Origin of the sequence: Arcanobacterium hippocoleae (genome assembly GCF_040360365.1) — a bacterium.
In the GTDB taxonomy this organism is placed as follows: Bacteria; Actinomycetota; Actinomycetes; order Actinomycetales; family Actinomycetaceae; genus Arcanobacterium_A; species Arcanobacterium_A hippocoleae_A.
In genome coordinates this window covers 1,919,575-1,932,554 of the sequence record NZ_CP136412.1, presented here as the reverse complement: position 1 = coordinate 1,932,554, position 12,980 = coordinate 1,919,575, and the positions used below count along the sequence as shown (strand labels likewise).

At 51.1% G+C, this 12,980-nt stretch carries 11 protein-coding genes and 3 pseudogenes; all 14 read right to left on the bottom strand.

Going from position 1 to position 12,980, the window contains the following annotated elements; genetic code table 11:
* Position 1: 1 nt before the first annotated feature.
* Entirely contained in the window at positions 2–1,945 is a 1,944-nt protein-coding gene (gene nuoL / locus RQN30_RS09985) for an NADH-quinone oxidoreductase subunit L (protein WP_353060343.1), read from the bottom strand.
* A gap of 18 nt (positions 1,946–1,963) precedes the next feature.
* On the bottom strand, positions 1,964–2,263 hold the full coding sequence (nuoK, locus tag RQN30_RS09980; RefSeq protein WP_353060342.1) for an NADH-quinone oxidoreductase subunit NuoK: 300 nt from the start codon (positions 2,261–2,263) through the stop codon (positions 1,964–1,966).
* Positions 2,263–2,634 (bottom strand): hypothetical protein, encoded by a 372-nt coding sequence (locus RQN30_RS09975; RefSeq protein ID WP_353060341.1) that lies wholly within the window; start codon positions 2,632–2,634, stop codon positions 2,263–2,265. The genes nuoK and RQN30_RS09975 overlap by 1 nt, the downstream gene beginning before the upstream one ends.
* The gene (locus tag RQN30_RS09970; protein ID WP_353060340.1) at positions 2,631–3,335 is read right to left on the bottom strand and encodes an NADH-quinone oxidoreductase subunit J; all 705 of its coding nucleotides are present in this window, start codon (positions 3,333–3,335) and stop codon (positions 2,631–2,633) included. The genes RQN30_RS09975 and RQN30_RS09970 overlap by 4 nt, the downstream gene beginning before the upstream one ends.
* A pseudogene (gene nuoI / locus RQN30_RS09965) lies at positions 3,335–4,043 on the bottom strand (NADH-quinone oxidoreductase subunit NuoI). Before nuoI ends, RQN30_RS09970 begins: the two are co-directional and overlap by 1 nt.
* Complete coding sequence (nuoH, locus tag RQN30_RS09960; protein ID WP_353060339.1) at positions 4,036–5,379, bottom strand: NADH-quinone oxidoreductase subunit NuoH; 1,344 nt, start codon at positions 5,377–5,379, stop codon at positions 4,036–4,038. The pseudogene nuoI and the gene nuoH overlap by 8 nt, the downstream one beginning before the upstream one ends.
* Positions 5,376–7,319, bottom strand: a complete 1,944-nt coding sequence (locus RQN30_RS09955) for a molybdopterin-dependent oxidoreductase (RefSeq protein ID WP_353060338.1) — start codon at positions 7,317–7,319, stop codon at positions 5,376–5,378. Before RQN30_RS09955 ends, nuoH begins: the two co-directional genes overlap by 4 nt.
* Entirely contained in the window at positions 7,258–7,950 is a 693-nt protein-coding gene (locus RQN30_RS09950) for a 2Fe-2S iron-sulfur cluster-binding protein (RefSeq protein ID WP_353060337.1), read from the bottom strand. The genes RQN30_RS09955 and RQN30_RS09950 overlap by 62 nt, the downstream gene beginning before the upstream one ends.
* On the bottom strand, positions 7,947–9,290 hold the full coding sequence (nuoF, locus tag RQN30_RS09945; RefSeq protein ID WP_353060336.1) for an NADH-quinone oxidoreductase subunit NuoF: 1,344 nt from the start codon (positions 9,288–9,290) through the stop codon (positions 7,947–7,949). The genes RQN30_RS09950 and nuoF overlap by 4 nt, the downstream gene beginning before the upstream one ends.
* 16 nt (positions 9,291–9,306) lie before the next feature.
* Positions 9,307–9,996: pseudogene (nuoE, locus tag RQN30_RS09940) on the bottom strand (NADH-quinone oxidoreductase subunit NuoE); the annotation flags it as partial.
* A pseudogene (locus RQN30_RS09935) lies at positions 9,996–11,331 on the bottom strand (NADH-quinone oxidoreductase subunit D). The pseudogenes RQN30_RS09935 and nuoE, both read right to left, overlap by 1 nt.
* An 11-nt stretch (positions 11,332–11,342) precedes the next feature.
* Positions 11,343–12,056, bottom strand: a complete 714-nt coding sequence (locus RQN30_RS09930) for an NADH-quinone oxidoreductase subunit C (protein WP_353060335.1) — start codon at positions 12,054–12,056, stop codon at positions 11,343–11,345.
* Positions 12,053–12,610 (bottom strand): NADH-quinone oxidoreductase subunit B, encoded by a 558-nt coding sequence (locus RQN30_RS09925; protein ID WP_353060334.1) that lies wholly within the window; start codon positions 12,608–12,610, stop codon positions 12,053–12,055. The genes RQN30_RS09930 and RQN30_RS09925 overlap by 4 nt, the downstream gene beginning before the upstream one ends.
* Positions 12,610–12,972, bottom strand: coding sequence for an NADH-quinone oxidoreductase subunit A (locus RQN30_RS09920; RefSeq protein WP_353060333.1), 363 nt, complete (start codon positions 12,970–12,972; stop codon positions 12,610–12,612). The genes RQN30_RS09925 and RQN30_RS09920 overlap by 1 nt, the downstream gene beginning before the upstream one ends.
* Positions 12,973–12,980: the final 8 nt, after the last annotated feature.

The following is a 12,980-nucleotide window of genomic DNA, read 5'->3' as shown; positions in this document are numbered from 1 at the left end:
CTTACAAAGTGAACGCCACAGAAGCAACAAGTGCGATTACTAAACCGATAAGCATATATCCGGCATAAGAACGCACATAACCATTTTGGAAACTGCCGGCAATCCTTCCCAATGCCGGCAAGAATTTCCCGGTGCTTTCCGCAATGCCGTCGACCACATGTTTATCAACTGCTGCAGTACCGCGCGAAAGCGCCATGGTCGGCTGCACAACTCCTGCTTCATTAAAGAAATCCTGGAGCAAATCTTGCCGTGCAGCACGCGTCAGGGCAGATCCCACCGGCGCTGCTTTCGGAACCGGCTTTGCCAAATACATCTTCCAAGCAATACCTACGCCGATTGCCACAGTTAGCAGTGTGGCACCAGTAATTACCGGTACCGGCAGCACTGGATCACCATGTTCGGCATGCCCGATAACCGGCTCAAGCCACGTGAGAAACCCTCCATAGTTCATCACGGCGCCAAGTCCGAGTGAACCGACGGCAAGAATCGCCATAGGAATCCACATGAACGGCGACGGATCATGCGGATGTTTCGCTCCTGTTCCGTGGCTTTCCCAACGTTCCGCACCGAAGAAAATCATGAAAACCATCCGTGACATATAGAAAGCGGTAAGCCCGGCAACAAGCACTGTAATCGTACCGAAAATCCACGGCTGCGCGCCGTCGCCGATGAATGCCGATTCAATAATCTTATCTTTGGAAAAGTATCCGGAGAGGAACGGGAAACCAATTATTGCAAGATAACCAGCCATGAATGTATAGAACGTAATCTTCATTCGTTTCCCGAGTCCGCCGAAGCCGCGCATATTTACTTCGTCATCCATTGCATGCATTACCGCACCGGCGCCGAGGAACATATTTGCCTTGAAGAAACCGTGTGTGACGAGATGGAAAATTGCAAAACCTGCACCGACTGGTCCGAGACCGGCAGCAAGCATCATATAGCCGATTTGCGACATTGTTGAAGCAGCCAGCACTTTCTTCATATCATCCTTTGCTGCACCCACAATTGCGCCGAAAATCAAAGTAATCAGACCAATAATTGCCACGCCGAGAGCCGCTGCCGGAGCAGCAGCATAAATCGCTCCGGAGCGAACCATCAAATAGACACCAGCAGTGACCATTGTGGCTGCGTGAATCAGTGCAGAGACTGGGGTTGGACCGGCCATCGCGTCTCCCAGCCATGCCTGCAGCGGGAATTGTGCAGATTTACCGCAGGCAGCCAAGAGCAGGAAGAAACCAATAAATGTGAACAGTTCTTGTGAACCGGCGCCGTCGGCAACTCCGGCTTGAACATCGGTGAACTTCACAGAACCCCAAGCGTCAACCATTGCCATCATTGCAATCAGCATTCCAAGATCACCCACGCGGTTCATCACGAATGCTTTCTTACCTGCTTTTGCATATTCCGGAACAAAATTCCAGAAAGAAATAAGCAGATAAGATGCCAGCCCAACGCCTTCCCAGCCGAAGAAAAGTACTAGATAGGAATTGCCAAGCACGAGCAGCAGCATTGAAGCAACGAATAAATTCAGGTATGCAAAGAAACGCCGGCGGTCAGCATCATGGCTCATATAAGCCACAGAATAAATATGAATTAGCGTACCGACAAAAGTAACCAGCAGCACGAAAGTAATTGAAAGCGGATCTACGCGCGTGCCAAAGTCGATATTGAAACCGGGTGCTGCAGCCCAGGTGAAAAAATCAGTCTCAAGCAGGCGTGCTGCCGGATCTAAACCAATCAGTTCAATTGCAGCGAGTAACCCGACCACGAAAGAAACCGCGGAAGAGAAAATCGCGAGCCAATGCCCCCACTTTTCAGCTTTTCTCCCAAGCAGAAGCAAAATTGCACAGCTAAGCAGCGGTACCGCCGCTGCAAGCCAAATCAGATTCGCAGCACCAGCAGCAGGAGCTACATTTACGGAATTGAGAAGTCCGATAAACAAAACGATTACACCTGCTTCCTAGTTCTTCATCAGATTGGCACCATCAAGCGATGCCGTCCTGCGGGTTTGGAATATGGACACGATGATTGCAAGTCCGACTACAACTTCTGCAGCAGCCACCACCATCACAAAAAATGAAAACACTTGACCATGCAGGTTTCCCCACATTCGCGAGAATGTAATCAGCGCAAGATTACAAGAGTTCAGCATGATTTCCACACCAAGCAATGCGATTACGCCGTTGCGCCGAGTGAGCACAGCAGCCCCGCCAATCGCAAACAGCACTAGCGCAAGTGCTATGTAATACATCAAATCCATTACTTCTCCTCCGCTGCTTCATTTTGATTGGTCGGGGAATCTGCTTCACGCTGATCCGGCTGCCCATTCTGAGCAGCATAATCGGTACTTTCCGGCTCCGGAGGATTCAGCTTCTTTTCGCTTTCCCAATGCGGAGCGGATTCGATGCCAGTCTCGCTGGTCTGCACCGCTGTAAGCTCTGAATTGCGCTTTGCTGCAGTTTCGTAATCGGGAGCACTCTCACCGGGCATACCCGGAATTTGCGCCCGTCCAACTTTTCCGTAAGTTGTTGGACCAGAAAGTAATCCATTCTTGGCAAGACGTTCGACAGTTGCCGGCGAAATTTCAGCGACGCGGCGCTCCTGCCCGCGTACTTTCAGCACACGGTTCACAGAATTATCAAGCGGCTTTCCATATGCAGTAAGTGCCGGATTTGCAGACGAGTTTGATTCCGCGTACACGCCGGAGTTCGGCTTTGCTCCCGGGTGGACTCCGCGTGAAGTAAACGCAAGTATTTTTTCATTGGCAAGCATTTCTTGCGTCTTACGTTTTCAAGCCGATCGCGATGTGTAAGCGTCATCGCCCCAAGTGCTGCCACAATTAAAAGTGTGCCGGTCAGCTCAAGAGTGAGCACATAGTTTGAAAAAATCAGTTTTGCTACCCCAACCGGATTAGTTTCTCCGTTTGCAAGTTCAAGTCCGGCAGCGCTCGTATGCCCGAGTTCAACCAACACTGCAATCACAATGGCAAGCATCCCGGCACCGCCAACAACAGCAATCGGTTTCTGTGCTTTCAATGTTTCATGCCCGGAATCAGCAGAATCAACACCGATAAGCATTAGAACAAAGAGGAACATCATCAAAATCGCGCCTGTGTACACAACTACCTGCGCCACGCCCATAAAAGGCGCTTCAAGCATTGTATAGAGGAACGCAAAACCAACCATCACGAAAATCACCGAAATGATTGTGTAAACAGCTTTCCGCGCAATCAACAGGCCGTAACCGGCGACGAGCACCATCGAAATTGCTAAGCAGCTGAAAAGAATAGTTTCTCCCATGGAGAATGTAAGGGACTGCATTTGCGGTATCATTATGCTTCTTTCCCTTCTTCAAAAGCGGAAGCTGTTGTTTTCGCTTCATGCAATTCATCGGATACGGATGAAACTTCTTTCAAAGATTCATCGTTTGGCCGCTGCAGCTGGACCCAAGCCACCTGTGAATTCGTCGGAGCAACAACTCTTCCGCGATAGTAATCTGCGTCCGTGCTTCCGGCAGCCATCGGGTGAGGCGGCTGGAGCATTCCCTTTGCCAATGGAACAAGCAAGTTTTGCTTCTCGTAAATCATCTCTTCACGGGTCTGACCAGCGATTTCGAATTCAGTAGACATTGTTAATGCCCGAGTCGGACAAGCTTGAATACAATAACCGCAGAAAATGCAGCGCAGATAATTAATCTGGTAGACCTTTCCATAGCGCTCCCCGGAGAGTATTGCGCTTGCGGAGTGTTCGTTCCGGCTTCGACGTAGATTGCATCCGCTGGGCAGGCCCAAGCGCAAAGCTCACATCCAATACATTTTTCAAGACCATCTGCATAACGGTTCAGCCGATGTAAACCGTGATACCGCGGACGCGGCGGAACTTTTGGTATGGGTATTGTTCTGTTACAACAGGTTTAAACAGTGTCGAGAAAGTGACGCCGAACCCGGCAACCGGCGCAAGCAGATTTCCGAGGAAAGAACGCTTGCGCGGCTTGTAAAGCTTTGGATCCACATTGCTTTTTGGTGCTATTTGCTCAGGCATTCTTTGCCTCCAATTCTTCCGCGTAGTCAGTATCACTGATGTCTTTTGTATCCTTACGCGGTGCTCGGTCTGATGGCGGGAGATGCTGGCCAGGAAGCGGAGGCACAGGGTAACCGTTCTCGAAACCAGTAAATTCTGTACTGCTGCGGAAACGAATCAACTCGGCCTGGCTTGGCTTTACGGTATCGTCACCGAATGCCCAAATGAGCAGAATCAGCGAGAAGCCGATTGAGAGAATCAAAAGCACATTCGTCACATTGATTGGGTAGACAATATTGATACCTTTTACTGCCATTACCATGAAGAGCCAGGTGAGCGCTCCTGGAATCAAGCCTTTCCAGCCAAGATGCATGAACTGGTCATAGCGGAAACGCAGCAGCGTTCCGCGAACCCAAACAAACACCGCCATAAATGTCCATGTTTTCCCAATAAACCAAAGCATCGGCCACCAGCCGACATTGGGGTCTCCGCCCCAGAGACTGAATAAGGAACTGAGAATTGGCCCCGCACGCCATCCGCCGAGGAAAAGCGTGCTTGCAATCATCGACATGTTCAGCATATTTACGTATTCGGAAAGGTAGTACCAGCCGAATTTCATTGAAGAATATTCAACATGCGGGCCAGCAACAATTTCACCTTCAGCTTCAGGAAGATCAAATGGCAGCCGGTTAGTTTCGCCGAACATTGTTACCAAGTAAATCAGAAAAGCCGGCATGAGCAGGAAAATATTCCAGATTTCCTGCTGCCCGGAGACGATTCCCGAAGTTGCCATTGTCCGATTCAAAATAAAAATGGTAACTAGGGAAAGTCCTTGCGCTAATTCGTAGGAAATCATCTGGGTAGCTGAACGGACTGAACCATAGAGCGGAAGTGTAGATTTAGCTGACCAGCCGCCGAGTACCAAACCGTATTCTCCGAGCGCAGCAACAGCCAGAATAAAGAGCATTGCTACCGGCGAATCCGTGAGCTGCAAGGGGGTTTCGTGTCCGAAAAGATTCACCGACGGCCCCATCGGAATCACTGCCATCACCGTGAACGCACAGAGTGCAGAGAGTGCCGGTGCAAAGAAGTAAACTAATTTATCCGCACCCTTCAGATTGAAATCTTCCTTGAAGAGCAGTTTTATCGCATCTGGGAAAGATTGCAGCAAACCGAAAGGACCAACAGTGTTCGGACCAACACGATTTTGCATCCGCGCCAGTAACCGGCGTTCGAACCAGAGCGCAAAAATCACTGAAAAAATCAAAAACACAACGATGAATACGGCTTTAATTACCCAAATCCACCATGTATCTTGGGAAAAGTCTGCAATCACATTCATTGCTTCGCTGTTCACTTTGTCACCTCCGCGTTCGCAATCTTTATCGAATCTCCAGCGCGCAGACCGATTCTCGAAAGTGCAAGTCCGACAGCATTTTGCGGCACCCAAACTACACCGTCAAGCATATCGTGCTCTGCCACTGCAAATTCAAGAGAACCAGCAGGACCAGTAATCACTACGTTTGCACCAATCCCGTGTGCCGCAGCAGTCTGATGAGACATCACTGCTACCGGCTTGCGGGCAGTATTTGCGAGGAACGGCTCGTGAAGCTGAAGCGCACCGCCATCAAGCATCTGCTTCCAGGTTGCCAGTACAATATTTTCCGTATTTACTTCCTGCGCAGCTGCAGGATCGAATGCGGGAGCTGCAGTTCGTGCACCGTCCCATTCACGCAGCTGCGCATATTCATTAACTGCAGCTTCAAGCGTCTCAAGCCCTAAATCAAAACCAAGTTCCTGGGCAAGATCGTTCAATACCCGGCGATCAGGCAAATGCGTGGAAGTGAGTACTTGCCCGAACGGACGCATCCGTCCTTCCCAATTCACAAAAGTACCGCCCTTTTCTGCCGGCGGAGCTACTGGAAGCAAGACATCGGCATACCGCGCGATTTCGCTTTCACGAACTTCCAGCTGAACTACAAAAGCTTTTTCGAGCGCCTGTGCAGCATTAGCTGGGAGATCAGAAAGTTCCACTCCGGCAAGAATAAGTGCGTCAAGTTCGCCGGCAGCAGCAGCAGCAAGCATTAACGACGTGTCGAGTCCGGGCTGCGCTGGAAGTGAATCTACTCCCCACACTGCAGCCGTATCAATCCGGGCTTCACTATCCGCTGTCTGACGGCCGCCTGGTAAAAGTGTTGGAAGCAAACCGGCATCAACACTGCCGCGGGCACCTGCACGGCGCGGAACCCACGCAAGTTTCGCACCGGTGCGTTCTGCAAGATTAAGAGCGGCGCTGAGCGCGCCTGGAGTGTCTGCTGCCCGTTCGCCAACTAAAATTACGGCGCCGGTTTTCTGCAAATCAGCAAAAACCGCACCCTTTTCACCTGCAGCGTCTGCATGAATTGCGGCAAGCGCAGCGACTTCGCTGCCAGGCGCTGCCGGCAGGAAGCGTGCAAACATCTTCGCCGTGCCAAGCGTCTTATAGGCAGAAATCACTGTCACGGAAGTAGTCTTTGCCAAAGCTCCCTTACGCAGCCGTAAGAAAAGCGAACCGCATTCATCTTCGGCTTCAAGACCAATCAGCAGCACGTGTCCGGCATTTTCAATATCCTGATAAGTAACTCCTAGTCCGCGTCCAGCCACTGCCGATCCAAGGAACTGCGTTTCTTCATCCGAAACTGCATTCGTGCGGAAATCAATATTATTCGTTCCCAGCACAACCCGCGCAAACTTCGAGTATGCATAAGCGTCTTCAAGCGTCAGCCGCCCGCCGGTAATTACACCGACATTCTTTGCTTTCCGCAAACCTTGGGCTGCCGCTTCAATTGCGGCAAACCACGAAATACTATCTTCGTTTGCAACACGCGGGTAGCGTAAACGGTCCGGACCATTCTGCCAACGGAACGCAAAACGATCTTTGTCAGTAATCCAGTCTTCGTTTACTTCCGCATCTTCACCAGCGAGACGGCGAACAATGCTGCCGCGCCGGTAATCTATCCGCAGCGCAGCGCCTGATGCGTCATGTTCTGTCACCGACGGTACGGAAACCAGATCAAACGGACGTGCACGGAAACGGTACGCTGCCGAAGTTAACGCACCAACTGGGCAAATCTGAATCACATTACCGGAGAAATAAGAAGCAAACGGCTTCCCTTCCACATCGGCTTCCGCATTGCCTACCGGCCCAGCGGCAAAACCAAGCTTCATCCCAGCTGCACCATCAGCCCCAACATAGTCATTCGCAATCTTTTCCGGATGTGTTCCATCCGGGGACGCGAAAATCAAGCGTGCACGCATCAAAGTTACCGATTTGCGAACCATGCAATGCGTGTACTTCACTGCCTGGAGTACCGCCGCCGCGGCCTTGCAGCTGGATGAAAGCATCCCCTGCAATTTGGGTTGAGAAACGGGTACAGCGCTGGCAGAGAATACAGCGGTCGCGATCAAGCAAAATCTGGGAAGAAACTGAAATCGGCTTCGGATAAGTGCGTTTAATATCAATAAACCGCGACTTCTCACGTCCGTCGCTCATCGCCTGGTTCTGCAGCGGGCATTCCCCGCCCTTATCACAAACCGGACAGTCCATCGGATGATTAATCAGCAAGAATTCCATGATTCCGTGCTGTGCCTGCTTCGCAACCTCAGAAGTAGCTCCAGTATAAACTTCCATTTGCGGGCTAACAGTAACAGCACAAGCCGGCTGCGGCTTCGGCATTTTCGATACGACGCCCTGCCGATTCGGGCTAGCGACTTCCACTAAGCACTGTCTGCATGCTGCTGCAGGTTTCAAAAGCGGATGATCGCAGAAACGCGGAATATGCACTCCTGCCTTTTCCGCAGCCCGGATAATCAATGTCCCTTTCGGGACACTCACTTCCTTGCCGTCGACCTTAATCGTAATCAAATCTTGTGGTTCTGTGGTTGTCATTTAACACCTACTTTGCTGAAAACCGCAGAGTTTGCAATCGGGAAAAGCTCGGCAGCTGGCGTGTGATAACCGAGTTCGAATTCTTCACGGAAATGTTCAATACCGGATCTAACTGGTGTCGAAGCAGCATCGCCAAGCGCGCAGAACGAGCGGCCGGCAATATTTCCGGCAATTTCAGTCAGCCGTTCAATATCGCCTTCTTGCCCTTTACCAGCTTCAATACGATGCATAATCTGCCGCATCCAGAATGTTCCTTCACGGCATGGCGTACATTTTCCGCATGATTCATGCTGATAGAAATCAGTCCAGCGGGAAATTACCCGCACCACGGAAACAGTCTCATCAAAAACTTGTATTGCACGGGTGGCAAGCATCGACCCGCCTTCCATTACTTCTTCGTATCCGAGCGGAATATCAAGATGATCCGGCGTCCAAAGCGGGACGGAAGATCCGCCGATAACGAAAAACTTTAGCTGGTGGCCTTCGCGAATACCGCCGGCAAATTCAAGCAGCTGGCGCATTGTAATCCCGAATGGAGCTTCGTATTGACCTGGATACTTCACATGCCCGGAAATCGAGAATATCCCGTGTCCGCGCGAGTTCTTCGTTTCCGCCCCCATTGTCGTGAACCATTGCGCGCCATTATTGATAATGCCGGGAATTGAAGCAATTGATTCCACATTATTAACGACGGTTGGACGAGCATAAAGCCCCGCTACAGCCGGGAACGGCGGCTTCAGACGCGGCTGACCGCGGTATCCTTCAAGCGAGTCAAGAAGTGCTGTTTCCTCACCGCAAATATATGCACCGGCACCGGCGTGAACTGTAATATCAAGATCATAATCGCCGTTTGGCCCCAGACCTGCACCAAGCAGCCCGGCTTCCCGCGCTTCCCGCACCGCAGCAAGCAAACGCCGGTAGACATGCACCACTTCGCCGCGCAGATAAATAAATCCGTGATTGCCCCCAATAGCGAGCATACAAATCGCCATTCCTTCAATCAGCAAATGCGGGTTTGCCATAAGAAATGGAATGTCTTTACACGTCCCTGGTTCAGACTCGTCGGCATTCACGACAAGATAGCGCTGACCGCCGTCGGGAGCTGGAAGAAATGACCATTTTAACCCGGTCGGGAAGCCTGCGCCGCCGCGGCCGCGAAGCCCGGATTCTTTAATCAGATTCGTGATTGCAGATTCGTCTTCAGCTTTCATCTGCCACGCTTTTGCAAGCGCTTTATAACCATCGTTTGCACGGTAAGTATCGAGCTTCCAAGACTTCGGCTGATCCCAAATGTTCGAAAGCACGGGAGCAAGCATCCCTGGCTTTGAAAAGGCAGTCATTTTTCAGCCCCTCCGTTTCTCGATCTTCCTCACCTGCAATTGGCTGCGGCACTTTCCATCCGTTTTCACGCGCCAGCTTTAATCCGCGCAGGCTGGCTTCACCGGCACCGACGCCTTCATCAACATGACCATCTTCAAAACCGGCGAGCACCCGTTCAGTTTCCTTAAAAGTATGCACTTTTTCCGGTCCGCGGGTTGGGTGAAGATCTTTACCGGCACGAATATCATCAACAATCTGTTTTACGGATTCCGGAGTCTGATTATCGAAAAACTCCCAATTCACCATCACCACCGGAGCATAATCACATCCCGCGTTGCATTCAAGACGCTCAAGTGTAATCTTGCCGTCGGCAGTGGTCTCATCGGATCCGACACCCACATATTCGGTGAGTTCATCCCAGATAATATCGCCGCCCATCACTGCACAAAGCGCATTCGTGCATACGCCGACGTTGTATTCTCCGTTTGGATGGCGCCGATACTGCGAATAGAACGTCGCAACTGCAGAAACTTGCGCCCGTGTTAACCCAAGAATATCGGCGACGAGTGCAATCCCGCGCGGAGAGCAGAACCCATCCTCAGATTGAATCAAATGCAGCAGCGGCATAATTGCCGAACGTGACTGCGGGTAGCGGGCCACTACTTCGGCAGCGTCGCTGCGCAGGCGCGCCTCGACTTCCGGAGTATAAGTATTTTCAAGAGCCATTAGCGATCAACACCTCCCATAACTGGATCAATCATCGCCAGTGCGATAATCATGTCGGCGAGCATTCCGCCTTCTGCCATGATGCTCAGCGATTGCAGATTATTAAATCCCGGATCACGGAAATGCGCACGGTACGGGCGGGTGCCTCCGTCGCTTACAAGATGCACTCCAATCACACCTTTCGGGTGTTCAATCATCTGATAGACCTGCCCGGCGGGAACTCGGAAACCTTCTGTTACCAGCTTGAAATGGTGAATCAGTGATTCCATTGATTCACTCATGATTTCCTGTACATGCCCTGGACATTGCCCTTGACCGTCGGAGCTGATTGAAAGGCGTGCCGGCCATGCAATTTTTTGTCTGCAACCATCACCGGTTCGCCTGCGGTACGTTCAAGCTCATCAAGTACCTGATAGCAAATCCGCAGCGACTGGTAACATTCTTCGAACCGAACTTGCACGCGATTGTATGCGTCTGCTTTATCGGCAACAGGAATATCAAATTCGTATTTTTCATATCCGCAGTACGGCTGGGTTTTCCGTAAATCCCACGGAACTCCGCCGGCACGCACCGACGGACCAGTCATTGACAGCGCCATCATTGATGAAAGCGGTGAATTTGCCACATCCACATGGCGAATCTTGAAGATTGGATTCTGCATCGTCAAATCCTGCATATCTTCAAGTGTGCGCTTAATTTTCGGCAGCAATCCGCGAATATATTCAACACCGTTCTCCGGAATATCTTCGAGTACTCCGCCTGGACGAATAAACTCATGATTCATTCGCAATCCGGTAATGTCTTCGTAGATTCGCAAGCAGTCTTCACGGCCGCGGAAACCTAAGGTGAGCATTGTGGTTGCGCCAAGTTCGTTACCGCCCGACCCGATTGCAACCAGGTGCGAATTAATTCGCCCGATTTCCATCAAAAGCACTCGGATTGCGTTTGCACGCGCCGGAACCTGATCGGTGATACCAAGAAGTTTTTCCACTGCAAGACAGTATGCGACTTCCTGGAAGATTGGAGCCACATAGTCCATTCGGGTACAGAACGCCACTCCCTGGGTCCAAGTCCGGTATTCCATATTCTTCTCAATACCGGTATGGAGGAAGCCGGTAGCGGCACGAACTTCTTTGACGTTTTCACCGTCGAGTTCAACCTGGCATCGCAGCACACCGTGTGTAGCCGGATGGACCGGACCAAGATTTACGACAATATGGTCTTCACCAAGTTCTTCTGCTTCTTTTGCGAGGAATCCCAATCGCCGCCGGCAGCAGAGAACTCAGGGTAGGAATTTGTTTCAGTATCGACAAATGCTTTCGTCGCATGAGGCATGGTTTGGACCATTAGTTATACTCCCTCCGAGTGTCCGGCGGCGGAATTACGGCACCCTTATATTCCACAGGAATACCGCCGAGCGGATAATCTTTGCGCTGCGGATGCCCAACCCAATCATCAGGCATTGCTGAGCGTGCTAAACCGGGATGTCCGTCGAAGATAATCCCCATCAAATCAAAGGCTTCCCGCTCTGACCAATCGTCACCGGGATAGACCGAAGTGAGTGAAGGCATATGCGGATCAGATTCTGGAATTGCAACTTCGAGTGCAATCATTCGGTTGTGTGTAATTGAAAAGAACGGAATATATGCGTGAAGTTCACGCCCTTTATCGTGCGGATAATGCACGGCAGAGACTCCGAGACACATCTCAAAACGCAAATCGCGGTCGTCACGAAGATACCGTGCTACATCAACAATCCGTTCACGTTTAACGAAAATTACGAGCTGATCATGATCGGTAGTGACCTTTTCAATAATGTCATCTTCTGAAAAGCCGTCTTTTGCCGCCAGTTCAATGATGATATCGACTACTTCATCGAACCAGCTGCCGAAAGGACGCATCGCCGGATGCGATATTGCTACTATTTCAGTCTGTTCAGAAAAACCGGTAGTATCCGCAAGATTCTTTACACCCCAAAGTCCTTTGCGGGTGCCTAAATATTCACCGCCGGCCGCTTCGGGCGGAAAAGAAGTGAGGGCGCCTTCGTGATTTTCGCTCATGCGAGGAGTCCTTTCTGCAGCTCAATCGGCTCAGCTTTCAGTGCAGCAGCTTCAGCAGCCTTACACATATCAATGCGGTTTTGCCCAAGCGGAGCTTTTTCAAGCAGCTGATTACGCAGCTCAAATACAGCATTAATGAGCATTTCGGGCCGCGGCGGACATCCGGGAAGATAAATATCAACTGGCACAATGTGGTCAATTCCCTGCACAAGTGCGTAGTTGTTAAACATTCCGCCCGAGGAAGCGCAGGCACCCATTGAGATAACCCATTTCGGACCGGTCATTTGATCGTAAATATTGCGTACGACGGGGGCCATCTTTTGGCTCACACGCCCAGAAACAATCATTAAGTCCGAGTGGCGCGGGGAGGCGCGGAAAACTTCCATCCCGATTCGTGAAGCATCAAAACGAACTGCCCCGAACGCCATCATTTCAATTGCACAGCAGGCAAGACCCATCGTGACCGGCCAAGGAGAGCGGGCCCGCGCCCAGCCGAGCACTGCTTCCATTGTGGTCAGGCCAATACCTTGCGGAATTTTCTCTTCAAGACCCATTATTCACTCCAATCCAGACCGCCGCGGCGCCATTCATAAATGAACGGGACGGTAATAAGAATTACGAAAGCGGCCATCGAGAGCAGACCGAAAAGACCAAGCTGATCGTTGGCAACTGCCCAAGGATAGAGGAATACAACTTCGATATCGAAGATAATGAAAGTCATTGCCGTCAGAAAATATTTGATTGGGAAACGCCGGGCTGTCCCGCCGTTCGGCGTAGCCTCTACACCGCATTCGTAGTTCAAAACCTTTACGCGGTTAAACTTATGCGGACCAAGAATCGCGGAAGCTCCAAGACCTCCAAGTGCGATTACTGCCGCTGCCGCGATCATAATCAGGAGCGGAACGTACGGGTTCATCTATCCTT